General features: G+C 56.9%; 15 protein-coding genes. 13 read left to right on the forward strand and 2 right to left on the reverse strand.

Annotation, left to right across the window (positions count from 1 at the left end):
• Nucleotide 1: 1 nt before the first annotated feature.
• A complete protein-coding gene (locus JHC09_RS02705; protein ID WP_199530687.1) occupies nt 2-820 on the forward strand; it encodes a transporter substrate-binding domain-containing protein in 819 nt (272 codons plus the stop codon).
• A 264-nt stretch (nt 821-1,084) separates the two neighbouring features.
• Entirely contained in the window at nt 1,085-2,014 is a 930-nt protein-coding gene (locus JHC09_RS02710) for a helix-turn-helix domain-containing protein (protein ID WP_199530688.1), read from the forward strand.
• A gap of 26 nt (nt 2,015-2,040) precedes the next feature.
• On the opposite strand, the gene JHC09_RS02715 is transcribed toward JHC09_RS02710, so the two are convergent.
• Nucleotides 2,041-3,501 carry a D-aminoacylase gene (locus tag JHC09_RS02715; protein WP_199530689.1) on the reverse strand — a complete coding sequence of 487 codons (1,461 nt, stop codon included), beginning with the start codon at nt 3,499-3,501 and terminating at the stop codon, nt 2,041-2,043.
• Nucleotides 3,502-3,505: 4 nt separating this feature from the next.
• Complete coding sequence (locus tag JHC09_RS02720; protein ID WP_199530690.1) at nt 3,506-4,444, reverse strand: MurR/RpiR family transcriptional regulator; 939 nt, start codon at nt 4,442-4,444, stop codon at nt 3,506-3,508.
• 293 nt (nt 4,445-4,737) lie between these two features.
• On the opposite strand from JHC09_RS02720, the gene JHC09_RS02725 reads away from it, so the two are divergent.
• The 11 genes from JHC09_RS02725 to JHC09_RS02775 all read left to right on the forward strand — a co-directional run bounded on the left by JHC09_RS02725 (nt 4,738) and on the right by JHC09_RS02775 (nt 15,441).
• Entirely contained in the window at nt 4,738-5,535 is a 798-nt protein-coding gene (locus JHC09_RS02725; RefSeq protein ID WP_248308839.1) for an ABC transporter ATP-binding protein, read from the forward strand.
• Nucleotides 5,536-5,553: 18 nt separating this feature from the next.
• Complete coding sequence (locus JHC09_RS02730; RefSeq protein ID WP_169196304.1) at nt 5,554-6,402, forward strand: ABC transporter permease; 849 nt, start codon at nt 5,554-5,556, stop codon at nt 6,400-6,402.
• 56 nt (nt 6,403-6,458) lie between these two features.
• Nucleotides 6,459-7,583: an ABC transporter substrate-binding protein gene (locus tag JHC09_RS02735; protein WP_199530691.1), complete on the forward strand. Its 1,125-nt coding sequence runs from the start codon at nt 6,459-6,461 to the stop codon at nt 7,581-7,583.
• 55 nt (nt 7,584-7,638) lie between these two features.
• The gene (locus JHC09_RS02740) at nt 7,639-7,977 is read left to right on the forward strand and encodes a hypothetical protein (protein ID WP_169196302.1); all 339 of its coding nucleotides are present in this window, start codon (nt 7,639-7,641) and stop codon (nt 7,975-7,977) included.
• Nucleotides 7,974-9,152, forward strand: coding sequence for a hypothetical protein (locus JHC09_RS02745; RefSeq protein WP_199530692.1), 1,179 nt, complete (start codon nt 7,974-7,976; stop codon nt 9,150-9,152). The genes JHC09_RS02740 and JHC09_RS02745 overlap by 4 nt, the downstream gene beginning before the upstream one ends.
• On the forward strand, nt 9,152-9,928 hold the full coding sequence (locus JHC09_RS02750) for an SDR family oxidoreductase (protein WP_199530693.1): 777 nt from the start codon (nt 9,152-9,154) through the stop codon (nt 9,926-9,928). The genes JHC09_RS02745 and JHC09_RS02750 overlap by 1 nt, the downstream gene beginning before the upstream one ends.
• Nucleotides 9,929-9,941: 13 nt before the next feature.
• Nucleotides 9,942-10,943: a Gfo/Idh/MocA family oxidoreductase gene (locus JHC09_RS02755; protein WP_199530694.1), complete on the forward strand. Its 1,002-nt coding sequence runs from the start codon at nt 9,942-9,944 to the stop codon at nt 10,941-10,943.
• 11 nt (nt 10,944-10,954) lie between these two features.
• The gene (locus JHC09_RS02760) at nt 10,955-11,998 is read left to right on the forward strand and encodes a Gfo/Idh/MocA family oxidoreductase (RefSeq protein WP_169196298.1); all 1,044 of its coding nucleotides are present in this window, start codon (nt 10,955-10,957) and stop codon (nt 11,996-11,998) included.
• Nucleotides 11,999-12,047: 49 nt separating this feature from the next.
• Nucleotides 12,048-12,794: an SDR family NAD(P)-dependent oxidoreductase gene (locus JHC09_RS02765; RefSeq protein WP_199530695.1), complete on the forward strand. Its 747-nt coding sequence runs from the start codon at nt 12,048-12,050 to the stop codon at nt 12,792-12,794.
• Nucleotides 12,795-12,976: 182 nt separating this feature from the next.
• Nucleotides 12,977-14,314 (forward strand): argininosuccinate synthase, encoded by a 1,338-nt coding sequence (argG, locus tag JHC09_RS02770; protein WP_169196296.1) that lies wholly within the window; start codon nt 12,977-12,979, stop codon nt 14,312-14,314.
• A gap of 296 nt (nt 14,315-14,610) precedes the next feature.
• Nucleotides 14,611-15,441, forward strand: a complete 831-nt coding sequence (locus JHC09_RS02775; RefSeq protein WP_199530696.1) for an IclR family transcriptional regulator — start codon at nt 14,611-14,613, stop codon at nt 15,439-15,441.
• Nucleotides 15,442-15,504: the final 63 nt, after the last annotated feature.

Here is a 15,504-nt window from a genome sequence, read left to right on the forward strand (position 1 = left end):
GATGATCTCTCTTCGCCCCCTCGTACCGCTCGCAGTGTCTTTCGCCATTCTGTTCGGCGTTAGCTTTCTGCCGTCCGACGAGTCTTGGTCTGAAATTCATCAGGCTGAACGCCTCACCGTTTGCGCCCCACGTGAGATGGGCCCCCTGGTAACGCGCGACCGCGAGAAGCCGGGCTTTGAGATCGAACTGCTCCGTGAGGCGGCCAGTCGGATGGGTCTCACCATCACGGTGACACAGAACGCGGCGATGAACCGGGAATACAATCCGACCAACTGGCGGATCTCGCGCGCCAACTGCCGCGTTATTGTTGGCGGCATCCGCGACAATGTTTGGAGCAGAAGCCTTTTGGAGCTAAGCGCCCCTTACCTTTTGAGCGAATGGACATGGGTTCACAAAGGCGAGGCAGCGTGGCCACCCGAGAGCGTTGCTTTCGCACCGGGCACCTTCGCGCTGGATCGCGTCGCGCTGGCTCAAAGCCTTATTCGGAACGGTGTCGACGCTCTGCCAATGCAAAACGTCGATGACTTGGTCGACGCTTTCAACCAAGGCGAAATCAGCTCTGCAATCACCGAAAGCACGATCGCTGCCGCCCATTTTGACGCGAGCGAGTTCAGCCTCAGCCCCGTCCCAAACGGGCCCGCCGCCACAGGGCTGAGCTTCGGTTTCTGGAAGGGTGACACAACCCTACGCCGTCAAATGGACGCAACCCTTGCTGACCTTAAGGCAGATGGCACAGTTGCAAAACTGGCGGAGAACTACGGTCTGACAGTCCGATCACAGACGAACGGAATACATTACCTACACCGTCAGAGGGGTTAGTCGCCATTTGACAGATTGGCCACACTCACGACCGAGTCACGATCGACAGAGCCATGGCCAAAACCTGCGTGATCAGATTTCTGAGGGACACAAAGGGTAGGTAATAGCTGGCCATCCTCACCGAAGTATGGCCGCGCAAAAGGGACGTGCGTCTGGAGCGGCGCGCGTCTCTTTTGTTTTAGCGGCAAGCCCGCGCCAGAGTTGCCAGCCAATACGTATCAGTCTATCTGATATACATTCGCCGATCTGGGCCTCGAGGACCTGATGAGCCGCAATTTTCTAGTGGTTGACCCGGAAGAAGGCCAAGACATCATCAGAGGCCTAGCCTCCCCTATTCGCGTCAAAATCTTGAAACTTCTGCGGACCGAAGGCCCGCTCAATGGCAACGACATTGCCGACCACTTGGGCCTGCCGCAATCGACCGTCTCCACAAATGTGCAGATCTTAGAGGCCGCAGGCCTCTTGCGGCTCGAAACGCAAAAGGCGCGGAAGGGCAATCAAAAGATCTGCCACTCCACTTTTGACGAGATCCTTGTCATGTTCAACGAGGACAAAAGTGACAAGCGTGACAGCGTCATAGAAGTGTCCATGCCCTTGGGGCTTTACACCAGTTGTGAGGTCACGGCGCCATGCGGATTGTGTTCTACGGAAAGCATCATTGGGCTCTTGGACGTGCCAGACACATTCCTCGACCCCGACCGCATGAAGGCCGGCCTGATATGGTTCACGCGCGGCTATCTAGAATACCAATTTCCCAATAATGCCCGCCTCTCCAAAACAACTGTAGAAACCCTAGAATTCGCAATTGAGTTGAGCTCAGAGGTGCCCGGCACGTCCGCCGATTGGCCAAGCGACATTACCCTTTCGATCAATGGCATCGAAGTCGGCACTTGGATGTCGACTGGCGACTATGGCGACAAACGAGGCGTCTACACGCCCGACTGGTGGAAGCTTAAGGGCAGCCAATATGGCAAGCTGAAAAGCTGGCGCGTGACAGCCGCCGGCACTTACGTTGACGGGATGAAAATCTCGCCGGTGTCGATGGCCGACCTTGATTTGGACACGCACCACTCGATCCGCTTACGCATCGCGGTCAAAGACGACGCCAAGCATCCCGGCGGCATCAATATTTTTGGCAAGGGTTTTGGCAATTACGATCAGGACATTGTGCTCAGATTGCACGTCGCCTCGTAACTCCACCACCGGCCCAAGAAACACCATTACCTGTCGCGGTAGACAAGTCGTCCAGCACGCGTGACCGACGCACCACTTTGGCCAAAGCTCATTTTGCCATTCACCATGACCAGTTCGATGCCAACCGATTGTTGGACTGGCTTTTCGTATGTCGCCAAATCCGCAATGGCGTCCGGGCGGAATGCGACGAGGTCGGCAAAGCAACCGGCTTTGAGCTGACCGCGCCGCGTCAGCCCGAAGACCTTTGCAGTCTTGCCCGTCATCTTGTGGACCGCAGTCTCCAGATCGAACAAATTCTCGTCTCGTGCATAGTGCCCCAGTACGCGCGGGAATGTTCCCCACAAACGCGGATGCGGATGGACGTCATGCGGTAAACCGTCCGAACCGATCATCGAGAGCGGCGAGGCGAGGACACGCCGCACATCGGCTTCATCCATCTGAAAGTAAATCGCACCTGCAGGTTGCAGCTTCGCGGCAGCGGAACTCAGGTCGAGGCCCCACTCTGCGGCAATGTCGATAAGGTAACGACCCGTCATTTCCGGATGCGGCCCGGACCACGAGATCATGATCGGATATGTATCGGTGATCAGATCCGCGCGCAGATTGGTCGAGCCAGCCGCATAGGGGTAAACGTCGATATTAATCGTCTGATCTTGGGCCAATCGCGTAATCTTGGGCAGTGTCTGCTGCGATCGCCCCCAGTTCTCGACCCCCGCACATTTATGATGCGAGATGACCAATGCTGTACCCGCCGCTTTAGCGGTGTCAGCAGACTCATCGATGCTCTCGAGAACATGCTCGAATTCGTCCCGCATGTGGGTCGCGTAGACGCCGCTGTGTCGCGCAACATAGCGCCCCAACCGTGACACCTCGTCAGCATCTGCTGCTGCATTTGTGGGATAGAACAAGCCTGTCGACCACCCCACTGCCCCATTTTCCATTGCCTCGGACAGCATTGCCCCCATGCGCTCGATCTCGCTGTCACTCGCTTTCGCGTTAACGTCAGCCATCACGGCCAATCGCAGTGCTGAATGGCCGACCAGTGCGGCGACGTTTACAGCGGGTACAACCTCGGCCACCGCCCGCGCGTAAGACGCGAAGGTGACAAATTCATAGGAACGATTGCCACCCAACAGATTCATTGGCGGTGGTGGATCACCCTTAAAGGTGACCGGCGCAAGGGAAACACCACAGTTCCCAACCACAACGGTAGTCACACCCTGGCTGATTTTTGGGAGCATTTCCGGCGCATCGAGCACGATACGATCATCATGAGTATGCGAGTCGATAAAACCAGGCGCCAGTGCTAGCCCTTGCAGATAGACTTCATTGCGTCCCGTCTGGCTAATTGACCCGACCGGCCCCACTGCAGAAATCGTGTCGCCAACGATTGCCAACTCCCCGTGATAGGACGCTCCTCCCGTGCCATCGATGATGCGCGCGTTCCGGAACACCCAATCGGGCGTATTGTTGCTGGCCAAGGTCATGGGATCACTCGTGCGGTTTGATGGTCTTCATCAAGATCGTTGGGTCAGTGGATGGCGCGGGAATGGCTATGCCAATGCTGGCGACCGTGTATCGAACGCGACGCAAGATTTCGCGCGCCAGAGCGCCTCGCTCTGAGGCGACACCTGCGGCAATCGTATCGATCACCATCATGTGGGCGTATCTGGAAGGCGTTGGCGCGAGGACGTTTTCGTCCTCTGCGATAACGATAGGAATGAGGATCGTGGCGCCCTCTGCCACGGGCGTATCAGGTCGGGTCAACACAATTGTCGTCGCGCCGAAAGACGACGCAATTTGAACGGCTTCTGCCACCGCCTTCGAACGCCCGCTGTTCGAAATGGCGATGACAACATCACCCTTGCTCAGGGTCGCTGCCGACATGCGTTGCTGATGTCCGTCGATATAGGCTGACACAGGCAAGCCAATGCGGAAAAGCCGCAGTTTTGCGTCCTCGACCAGGCTCGCCGAGCCCCCGCCCTGCCCGTAAATATCCACGCGACGCGCATTGGATAGTGCTGCGATAGCGCGGGTTACGGCGTCAGTATCGAGCCCATTCAGCGCATCTCGCATGGCGTTGATCGCACGCGACATGATCGATTGCGCAAGCTGCCCTGCATCATCGTCAAACTGGCGGTCTGGCTGCAAATAGGCGGCGGCGACGGTCAAAGTCGTGGCGAGGTTGATCTTAAAATCGGCAAAGGAAGCGCTACCGATAGACCGACAAAAACGCGTCACAGTGGGCTGACTGACATCAGCCGCTTTGGCAAGTTCAGCGATGGTCATACGCGTCGTGGCTTCGAAGTCTGCGCGCACGGCTTTAAGAACCTGCTGCTCAGCTGGGGACAGCCCGCCCTCCACGCGTTGCATGCGCGAGACGATATCAATGACATCCGACTGAACAACACTCGCCGACTTAGCAGTCATACGGCCAAACACCCCTTCACTGTTATGAAATTGAATTACAGCCTTCCGCTTTTTAAGCAAGAAATTTTTGAAACAGGAAGCTCGAGCGGTCAGAGCTATCCCTAACACGCTTGAGGAATTTCACCATTTTCGGTTTCAGACAGCCGATTTAGACCAAAAATCACCTCTAGAATACGACTAAAGTATAATACGCTGGATCATGAAATTCTGTTTCAGTCACATCAGGAGAACGTGTGCTCTGCCAGAGGAGGCGAGCATGCTTTACACGACAGCTTGCTGAGGGAGGACGCTGCATGACTAATGCAGCAGGGGCGATATCTGACGCCCATATGCCAGCCAAAATGAGAATATCGCAGGCAACGAAAATCTATCAAACGAAGTCAGGGGGCGTACATGCCCTGGACAATGTTTCGATAGACGTTCGCGAAGGGGAATTCCTGTGTCTGCTCGGACCGTCGGGCTGCGGCAAGTCTACCTTGCTCTGGTCCATGGCCGGCTTGCACGGTCTCACCAGCGGCGAGATACGCCTCGGCTCTGACGTTATTACCAAGCCTCATCCTGAAATCGCTATGATCTTTCAGGAAGCCAATTTGCTGCCTTGGCGCAATTTGGGCAGCAATATCGAATTGCCTTTTGAGATCAAAAAGCAGCCGCCCAATCGGGAGCTGATTAAAAAGCTGCTCAAGCGTGTTGGCCTCGAAGGCTTTGAGAACAAATATCCGCGCGAACTGTCCGGTGGCATGCAACAACGTGCATCGATCGTTCGCAGCTTGGCTGTGGACCCATCAGTTCTCTTAATGGACGAGCCATTTGGCGCACTCGATGCCTTCACGCGCGACGAGATGAACCTTCTCATTCAAGAGATTTGGATGGAGACGGGCAAGACGATCATTTTCATTACCCATTCCATCGCCGAGGCGGTGTTCTTGGCGGACCGGATCGTTGTCATGTCTGCCCGCCCTGGGCGCATCTCCACTATTGTTGATGTCGACTTGCCGCGCCCTCGCCCGGTGAAGCTCCAGACAACCCCCGAATTTCTCGAACGGGTCGAAGCCATCAAGGGCATGATCGACCACCGTCCGGCCACCTGAGCGCGCAAGGAGATTGAAATGAGTGACGCCTTGCACGACAAAATCCCGAGCTTTGGGAACAAGGGGCAGAAGACAGAGGCAGGGTTGGCCGGAGGCGCAGGTGCGCTCTTGGGCAACTCAAACCGCACCGCATTCGAAACCGCGATTATCGCACTGGTCGCTGTTGTCATCATTGGCGGCGCTGAACTGCTGATACGCCTGTTTGAAGTTCCGCTCTACATTCTGCCACCGCCGAGCGCGATCGGATCGGCTTTGATTACGGAATGGCCATTCCTGTGGCCACACCTCGTCACCACTATTTGCGAGCTGCTCATTGGGTTTTCAATCGGGGCATCCATAGGGTTCATTCTCGCGGCGGTGATCACTCAATTCCCGTTCGCTGAAAAGATCATCACGCCCTACATCTTGCTTCTGGTCACAACACCCATGCTGGCGCTCGTCCCACTCTTGGTGCTGCGGTTCGGCTTTGGGTGGGAACCACGCATTATCGCTGTGGCGCTCGCATCTGGCCCCATGGTGATGATTAACTCGGCGACGGGTTTCCGTCGTGTCGACCTCGCGAAAATCGCACTGGCAAAGTCCTTCGGTGCATCGACCTTCCAAATCTTCACGAAGATCCGCATCCCGATGGCCATGCCGATGATCATGGTTGGCCTGATGATCGGCTCGATCTTTGGACTCCTGACGACCGTCGGCGCAGAGATGGTCGGCGGCGCGGAAGGGCTCGGGAACCGCCTCAACTACTATTCGTCGATGATCCGCATGCCGCAGTTCTTCGCTGTGATCGTGCTTCTCGCGACCATCGGCATCAGCATCTACGTCATCTTCTTCCAGATCGGGAAGAAATGGACCAGCTGGGAGTCCTGATGGGCCCAGCGTGACAACCGAACACGGGCGTCAACCGGACATATGGGAGGAAATCTATGTCCAATCTGCTGACTACAACTACGCTAAACCGTCGCCGCATGCTTCAAATCTCCGCCGCAGGCGTTGCCTTGTCGGCGATCGGAATGAACACTCGCGCCTTCGCGCAAAGCGGTCCAATCCGTTGGGTTTCGCCACGCGGCTCTTTGGAAGTCGTCGACGACTTCGCCTATTGGGTGGCAAAGCGCATGGGCTACTTCGGCGATCTCGACACCTCCGTTGAAGCTGGTCCACCAGACGCAACAGCGGCAATCAAGTTGGTTGACCAGAACCAGTCCGATTTCGGTTACCCATCGCCCGGCGTGCTTTCTCTTGGCCTAGAACAAGGCATGAAGCTCAAGTCCGTCTTCCACATCATGGCTGGCGACGTGTTCGACTTTGCGTTCCAAAAGGGCAAGGCCCCTGCCGACCTCAAGGGCATGGAAGGCATGACCATCGTTCTGGGTTCTGCTGGCTGGCAGTCTATCGCCGACCCAATGTTGGCGGCAGCCGGTGTCGACCTCTCCACGATCAAGTATGTGGAAGTGGCCGGTTGGGGACAGTCGCTCGCCCAAGGCCAGGCGGACGCAGCTCTGACTTGGGAAGGCTTGCGCGCCCAGTGGCGTGGACAAGGCTTCGACTTCGACTATCTGCTCGGCAAAAACGCTTCGGTTTTCCCTGCCAACAGCTTCGTTATTCGCGCGAAAGACCTCGACGACCCAGCGCTAGTCGAGACCTATACGAAGTATCTGCGTGGCTGGTCGATGGGCCTTGAGTTTGGCTGGTTGAACCCTGCCGCAGCGACCCAGATCGCAATGGATGAGTTCCCTGGTTTGGCAACTCAGATGGATCCTGCAACCGCCGTCGAGTCCCTTATGCAGCAGAGTGGCTTGATGCACGCTCACTGGGACAAGCGCGGCAAGTGGGGTCTCCACCTCGAGGACAGCTGGCAGTCGTATTTCGACGCCATCCACAAGATCGGTCAGATATCGCAGCCATTGAAGGCCGGTGATGTCGTGACCAATGCGTTGATTGACGGCGCTAATGACTTTGACCACGCCAAGGTCAAAGCCGATGCCGAAGGTTTTGAGCTGCGCGACGAGTACAAAGCCGTCGACATCGCAGCGATTGAAGCCACCCTCTGATCAAGCCTGAGGGCGGGGTCACTCCCCGCCCCTTCTAAACCGACGAGGCATCGCTGTGTTCGAATTTGACCATGTTGGCATCACAACAACCACAAAACAGCCGAAAGAAGACTGGGTCGAGCAATCGCGCTTGTGGGTGACAAACCCGCGCAATCACCCGGAACATATCGAGTTTCTGCGCTACGAGCCGGATAGCCCAACCCCAGAGATTGTCAAAAACAATCCTCATGTTGCCTATCGGATCGACGATATGGAGAAACGTCTCGCTGAGGCTGACGAAGTGCTGATCCCGCCTTTCGTCGTCGGGGACTTTCTTCAAGTCGCTTTCGTGCTCAAGCACGGAATGGTCTTTGAATATATGCGTTACCTCAAGGACGGCTGGTTCGGACAATGAGCTACAAAGCCATTCTGACCTATGCTTGGGATTTTGCGGACCACGGTGTCACCGAGTCCATCTCTGCGTTCAAAAATATGGGTCTCAACACGATCTCGATCGCAGGCACCTACCACGCTGGGAAGTTTCTGCGGCCACAGGGCAAATCGGGGAAGGTCTATTTCCCTGAAGACGGAACTGCTTACTTCCGCCACGACGATGATCGCTATGGTGAGATTAAGCCTTTGCCGAACTCGCTTTTGGCCGAGCGGGACATTCTTCAAGAGCTTTGTGACGACGGCAGACTAGACATCAACGTCTGGATGGTGCTGCTGCACAACACGGCCTTGGGCATGAAGCACCCGAATGCAGTGGTCCGGAACGCCTTCGGCGACCCCTATTTCTACAATCTATGCCCTAGCGCCCCAGAGGCCAGAGCCTATGCGGTAGGCCTTTGCGTCGATGTGACAGAAAACTACTCTGTTACCGGTCTCTCCCTCGAAGCGCCCGGCTTTACGCCTTATGCCCATGGCTATCACCACGAGATGAGCTTTGTGCGTCAGGACCCTATGTTTGAGGGTCTGATGGGTCTGTGCTTTTGCGATCACTGCGTCAGCGCTGCGTCCAAACAGGGTTTTGATGCGCACCGCTTGAAAGCCTATGTCGCAAACCGCATCGATAGCTTTTTGCAGAGCGATGTCGATATTCCCGACGATATGGGCCGAGCCTTCTGGTTGGCGGAAATCGCGACCAATAAAGATCTTCGCACCTATCTCGATTTTCGCGCCGGCCAGGTCACCAGCCTTATCGCGGAGATACGCGAGGCGGTTCGGCAGGACGTCGATGTTGCCATCATCCCATCTGTCGCTCGCCCCACGGGTGGGGCGTGGTACGAAGGGACCGACCTCAAGGCCATTGGCGAAACGACAGGCATTATCGAAGCGTGCTTTTACGAGCCCAAAGCTGCTCGGATAGCCACTGACCTGTTCGACCTGAAACATAGAGTTCCAACGAACACGACGATCCGCGGCATTCTTCGCCCGAGCTATCCGGACATTGAAAGCAAAGCGGAATTCCTTTCGGCCGTCGATATTCTGGTTGCCGGTGGAGTGACCGACATCGCGTTCTACAATTGGGGCCACCAGCGCCGCCGCAACCTTGAGTGGATCGGCGAAGCTTTGGCGCGGGTTCCGTGATGGCTGAGTTTTCGAACAAAACTGTCGTGATCACTGGAGCGGCTGGCGGGATAGGCCTTTGCCTTGCCCACTGGTTCGGGGCCCGAGGTGCCGAGGTTGTGGGGATCGACAAATCCATAACCTCGGGCGGCGCCATGAGTTCACTCGAGGATGCCGGAGCGAAAGCCCGCTTTCTGCGGCTCGACATTGGCGATGCAGAGGCTGTGGAGACGGCCTTCAGCGAAATCCCGCAGGTCGACGTGCTGATCAACAATGCGGGCTATTCCAATCATCACGTTTTACGGCTCACAAACCCAGAGAGCTGGACCGAAGAGATCAATGGCAATCTCAACGGCGCTTTCTTTTGCGCCCACGCCGCGGCAGAGCGGATGAAGCGGCAGAAGTCCGGCGTTATTATCAACGTTGCCTCGGTCAACGGCCAAAGTGCTCTCGGCGACCCGGCGTATTCCGCCGCCAAGGCGGGCATGATCTCCATGACCCGGACGCTTGCGCAAGAATTGGGCAAGTTCGGCATCCGCTCCAACTGCGTCATGCCGGGGACAGTGCGCACGCCGCTGTGGCGGGAACGAGCGCAAAAGGACCCTGATGTCCTCAAGACCCTAGAGCGTTGGTATCCCTTGGGACGGATTGTCGAACCTGAAGAGGTCGCTTCTGTGGTGGGCTTTTTGGCGTCGGATGCAGCGAGCGCCGTTTCAGGGGCCGTCATCCCGGTCGATTGCGGCCTCAGTTCAGGAAATATCGTGATGACTCGCGAGCTTACGCTCGAGGATCTTTGAGGGGAGACGAACAATGTCACAATTACGAATTGGCATTATTGGGCTGGGCTGGTTTGGGGAGATCCACGCCGAAACGATCATGGGCATCCCCAACCTAAAGCTCGACGCGCTGTGCACGCGCACGCCGGATCGATTGGCTGAACTGGGCAAAAAGTTTGGCGTTAGCAAGCTCTACGCTGACTACAACGACATGCTCGCCGACCCAGACATCGACGCCGTCTCAATCTGCACGATGTGGGACCAACATACCGAACCTGCAATCGCGGCACTCAAGGCTGGCAAGCACGTCTTCCTGGAAAAGCCGATTGCCTCTAACGTCGAAGACGCACAGAAAATCGTGGAAGCGTCCAAAACGTCCAAGGGCATTTTGTTCATTGGCCACGTGGTTCGGTTCAATCCGCGCTATCGTATGGCCAAGCAAGCGATCGACGAGGGGCGCATCGGCAAGATCATTGCCCTCTCCTCACGCCGCAATATTCCGGCCTCTTGGACGCCGACGATCCTGCAAAAGATTGGTCCCATCGTTGGCGATGCGATCCACGACACGGACATCATGCTTTGGCTGACGGGCGACAAGATCGTCTCCGCCTATGCTCAAACCACCTCGCTGCGCAATCTCAAGCATCCCGATATCGGCCAGACGATGTTCCGCTTTGCAGGCGGCGCGACGGCAACACTGGAAACCGTGTGGTGCATGCCGGAAAAGACCCCCTTCGACATCGACGAGCGCATGTCGATTATCGGCACGGAAGGCATCATCCATATTCAGGATACCTTCCCCAATCTGGCGATAGTCGATAACAACAAATTGCACAGTCCGGACACGACCTATTGGCCGATGTTCGACGGCGTTCGAGGAGGAGCGCTACGAGACGAGTTCGACTACTTCACTCGGAAAGCGCTTGCTGGCGAACAACCTGATGTTGGTCGACCAGAGGACGCCGCCGGTGCATTGCAAGCCTGTCTGGCGGCTGAGGAGTCCGCCCGAACGGGAACTATTATTCATATTCGTTGAGGAGGCTAACCATGAGCGCTTTGCGTGTTCTGGTTGTAGGATTAGGCAATATGGGCATGAGCCATGCTCTCGCCTACACGCGTATTGATGGCTTTGAGGTGGCTGGCGTTTGCACGCGGCATATTGAAAGCCTGTCACTGCCTGACGCGCTGTCAGGCGCGGCACGCTACAATGATTTTGAGACCGCGCTGGCGGAACTCAAACCAGATGTTGTCTCGATCAACACCCTGCCCGACACCCATGCTCCTTATGCCATCAAAGCCATGCAGGCTGGCGCCCATGTCTTTGTCGAAAAGCCAATGGCGCTCACCGTGGCTGACGCAGAAAAGGTGGTCGAGGTCGCACGACAGACCGGCAAGAAACTCGTCATCGGTTATATTCTCCGCCAGCACCCGAGTTGGACGAAGTTCATTGAAATCGCGCGCGAATTGGGCACGCCGCTGGTTTTCCGCATGAACCTCAACCAACAGTCGAATGGCGAAACCTGGTCGTGGCACAAGCGGCTTATGGACAGCTTCCCGCCAATCGTTGACTGCGGCGTGCACTATGTTGACGTCATGTGTCAGATGACTGACGCCAAGCCGGTGAAAGTCCACGCCATTGGCGCTCGTCTGACCGACGAAGTGGCCAAGCAAAACTACGGCATGCTGCAGGTGCAGTTCGATGATGGGTCCGTTGGCTGGTACGAAGCTGGCTGGGGCCCGATGGTCAGCGAGACAGCATTCTTTGTGAAAGACGTGTTCGGGCCAAAGGGTTCGGTCTCCATCGTCATGGCAGAGAATGCTTCGGGCGTGAAATCGGACGATATCAACGCCCACACTAAGACCAATCAAATCCTGCGCCACTACGCCGACATGACCCGCCCAGACGAGCGGATCGACATGACCGATGAACCAGATCACGATGACCTGTGTGAACGCGAGCAGCGCTACCTGCTCAAGGCCATCACCGAAGATTTGGACTTGAGCGCACATATGAACGACGGGGTGAATAGCCTGCGCATCGTTCTGGCTGCAGATGAGTCAATCCATACTGGCGAAGTCGTACGCCTCTAAACACTAAAGGCCCGGGTCAACCGGGCCTCCTCGTTTTGGGAAGAGAAAATTGAACAACATTGATCTTAACGGCCAAGTCGCCGTGATCACCGGCGGGGCGCAAGGGCTCGGCTTTGCTATGGCCCAACGCATTCTGGCCTCCGGCGCTAAGGTGAGCTTGTGGGACCGCGATGCGGCGCTTCTCGACAAGGCAGTCACAGCGCTCGGCGCGGGCGCGTCGAGTAAGGTCGTCGACATCACCGATCTGGCGGGCCTGATGAAGGTTCATGCGGAAGTCGAAGGCGAAGTCGGACCCGTTTCGATCCTCGTCAATTCCGCAGGCATTGCCGGAAACAACGCACCATTGGAGGACTATGATCCCGATGAATGGCGGCGGGTAGTCGAGATCAACCTCAATGGCACCTTTTACGTCAACAAGGTCGTTATACCCTCGATGAAAGCGCGGAATTACGGGCGTATCGTCAACATTTCCTCCGTGGCCGGTAAGGAAGGAAATCCCAATCTGTCGGCCTATTCTGCGGCCAAGGCAGGGGTCATTGGCTTGACCAAGTCACTCGGCAAGGAACTGGCGAAGTACGACATTGCAGTGAACTGCATTACCCCTGCGACAGCCAAAACCCGCATCCTCGAAACGCTGACCGAGGAGTTTATCAACTACATGCTCGTGCGCATTCCGCGTGGGCGGTTCCTTGAAGTCGATGAAGCGGCCGCCATGGTGGCTTGGCTGGTTTCGAAGGACAATAGCTTTACGACGGCGTCGGTGTTCGACCTCTCCGGCGGTCGCTGCACGTATTAGAAGCTGCTTCCTAAACGCGCTTGTACCATTTGCCGTGGCTTGATCACCTCAGCCACGGCATCCCGTCAGCGGCCATCACACGTATTGATCATGCAACGCGGCCATACGCACCCTTGGCGGGTGGCGCGAGATTTGGTATTCGCGGCGAACATCATTTCAATCAAGCCGACTGGAATCCACCCGTGAGTACAATTCTTAAAAACCTGCCCAAGGGTGAGAAAGTTGGTATCGCTTTCTCCGGTGGTCTGGACACCAGCGCTGCCCTGCTTTGGATGAAGCAAAAGGGCGCGAAGGTTTACGCCTACACCGCGAACCTCGGCCAGCCAGACGAAGCCGATTATGACGAGATTCCGCGCAAGGCCATGGAATTTGGCGCCGAGGAAGCACGCCTCGTTGATTGCCGGACCCAGCTCGTTCACGAAGGCATCGCGGCCATTCAGGCTAACGCGTTCCACGTTTCGACCGGCGGCGTTACCTATTTCAACACCACCCCGCTTGGCCGCGCCGTAACCGGCACCATGCTGGTGTCGGCGATGAAGGAAGATGGCGTCAACATTTGGGGCGACGGCTCGACCTTCAAGGGCAATGACATTGAGCGTTTCTATCGCTATGGCCTGCTGACCAACCCGAACCTGCGCATCTACAAGCCTTGGCTGGATCAGCAATTCATCGACGAGCTCGGCGGTCGCGCTGAAATGTCGGCGTTCATGACATCCAGCGGCTTTGCTTACAAGATGAGCGCCGAGAAGGCCTATTCGACCGACAGCAATCTGCTGGGCGCCACCCACGAAGCCAAGGATCTCGAAAGCCTCGATAGCGGCATCAAAATCGTTAGCCCGATCATGGGCGTGCCGTTCTGGAAGGACGAAGAGCCCGTCAAGGCCGAGAAGGTTGTGGTCCGCTTCGTTGAAGGCCAGCCTGTTGCACTCAACGGTCAGACCTTCACCGATCCAGTCGCCCTCTTCTACGAAGCCAATGCCATCGGTGGCCGTCACGGCCTCGGGATGAGCGACCAGATCGAAAACCGCATCATCGAAGCCAAGAGCCGCGGCATCTACGAAGCACCAGGCATGGCGCTGCTGCACATTGCATACGAACGCCTCGTCACCGGCATTCACAACGAAGACACCATTGAGCAGTATCGCATCAATGGGCTGCGTCTCGGTCGCCTGCTCTATCAGGGCCGTTGGTTTGACTCGCAGGCCCTCATGCTGCGCGAAACCGCTCAGCGCTGGGTTGCACAGGCGATTACTGGTGAAGTGACGCTCGAACTGCGTCGTGGCAACGACTATTCGATCCTCAACACCGAGAGCCCGAACCTGACCTATGCTCCAGAACGCCTGAGCATGGAAAAGGTCGAAGACGCGCCGTTCTCACCTGCGGACCGTATCGGTCAGTTGACCATGCGCAATCTCGACATCGTCGACACCCGCGCCAAGCTGGACCTCTACTCTAAGACTGGCCTGCTGTCGTCGCGCGAAGGCGACAAGATGTTCCGCCTCGAGAACGACAACGACTGAGACCTCGTCTCTGACTAAATGACTTTAACGGTGCCCGGCAACACACTGGGCACCGTCACCATTCGGCTCCGCCAAAGAGTGCGTCGAGCGCCCCCTTCCCCCTTCACATTGAAGACTTCATCACGACGGAGACTGACAAGGTCGGTCGCGTGAGCCCATTGAGTTGGCTGGAAATAGGTATGGGGAATGAGCAGAATTCCTGAAAGCATGTATGGCAGAGCCGAGCGCTGCTGATACGATGCCTTAGGGATCGCGCTGTGGCCATGCCACGCAGCGGCGCGGGAGGAACGAAACGCATGAGCGAACATACTGAAGATGGCGAGCGGAAGCCGCCATTGGCCCAACTGAAACCAGATACAAGTTCTGGCGGGGCGCAAGCTATTCACCGCGCACTGCATATCGTCCGAGTCCTATCGGCAGGACCGCGTAACGGTATGAAACTGATCGATATTGCCGAGGCCACAGGCCTGTCGCACCCGACTGCCTATCGCATTTTGCGCGCCTTAGAAGAGCAAGGGCTGGTGGAGCGCAGCGCAGATTCTCGGCGCTATGTGATTGGTGTCGAGATGGTGTGGCTCGGGCTACGTGCCGCGCAACGCTTCCCGCTTCTCTCGCTTGTCGCGCCAGCACTGAGCACTATCGCCAATGGGGTCGGCGACACCGTCATCATGAGTGTGCGCAGTGGCGTCTATTCCGTTTGCGTTGAGCGACGGAATGGCAAGCTGCCAATTCGAGTCACGTCTGCCGCTGTGGGCTCCAGAATGCCCTTACAAACCACCCCCGCCGGCCTAACAATGCTCGCTTATTTGCCGGACCGTCTGGTTGAACCCATTATCGCGGCAGCGGACGCAGACGAGCAAAATGGGCTCCGCCATCAGATCGCTTCTGTGCGGGAGCGAGGCCATTTGGTAAGCGAAGGGCTGACCGTCCGCGATACACGTGCGATCACTGCGCCCGTAAGAGATATGGCGGGCAATGCTATCGCCGCGATTAGCGTGATCGGGACGCGGTCCCGCCTCGACGACGGCCGCCTTCCTCACATTATTGACGCGCTGAACGCGGGCTCTCGTGAGGCCTCTGAGGCGATCTGGCGGAATGCAGCCATGCAAGCTCGCGATAGAAGCTAAGTCCTTGAAAAACAAAGGATGCGACCACCAAGATGGCCGCATCCTTAAGTGCGTTACGCTGTT

The sequence above is a fragment of the Devosia sp. MC532 genome, from assembly GCF_016461625.1.
In the GTDB taxonomy this organism is placed as follows: domain Bacteria; phylum Pseudomonadota; class Alphaproteobacteria; order Rhizobiales; family Devosiaceae; genus Devosia.

Bases quoted from the DNA above. Each gene is read 5' to 3' on its own strand.
- JHC09_RS02705 (WP_199530687.1), top strand. From the start codon at position 2: ATGATCTCTCTTCGCCCCCTCGTACCGCTCGCAGTGTCTTTCGCCATT.
- JHC09_RS02710 (WP_199530688.1), top strand. From the start codon at position 1,085: ATGAGCCGCAATTTTCTAGTGGTTGACCCGGAAGAAGGCCAAGACATC.
- JHC09_RS02715 (WP_199530689.1), bottom strand. From the start codon at position 3,501: ATGACCTTGGCCAGCAACAATACGCCCGATTGGGTGTTCCGGAACGCG.
- JHC09_RS02720 (WP_199530690.1), bottom strand. From the start codon at position 4,444: ATGACTGCTAAGTCGGCGAGTGTTGTTCAGTCGGATGTCATTGATATC.
- JHC09_RS02725 (WP_248308839.1), top strand. From the start codon at position 4,738: ATGACTAATGCAGCAGGGGCGATATCTGACGCCCATATGCCAGCCAAA.
- JHC09_RS02730 (WP_169196304.1), top strand. From the start codon at position 5,554: ATGAGTGACGCCTTGCACGACAAAATCCCGAGCTTTGGGAACAAGGGG.
- JHC09_RS02735 (WP_199530691.1), top strand. From the start codon at position 6,459: ATGTCCAATCTGCTGACTACAACTACGCTAAACCGTCGCCGCATGCTT.
- JHC09_RS02745 (WP_199530692.1), top strand. From the start codon at position 7,974: ATGAGCTACAAAGCCATTCTGACCTATGCTTGGGATTTTGCGGACCAC.
- JHC09_RS02750 (WP_199530693.1), top strand. From the start codon at position 9,152: ATGGCTGAGTTTTCGAACAAAACTGTCGTGATCACTGGAGCGGCTGGC.
- JHC09_RS02755 (WP_199530694.1), top strand. From the start codon at position 9,942: ATGTCACAATTACGAATTGGCATTATTGGGCTGGGCTGGTTTGGGGAG.
- JHC09_RS02760 (WP_169196298.1), top strand. From the start codon at position 10,955: ATGAGCGCTTTGCGTGTTCTGGTTGTAGGATTAGGCAATATGGGCATG.
- JHC09_RS02775 (WP_199530696.1), top strand. From the start codon at position 14,611: ATGAGCGAACATACTGAAGATGGCGAGCGGAAGCCGCCATTGGCCCAA.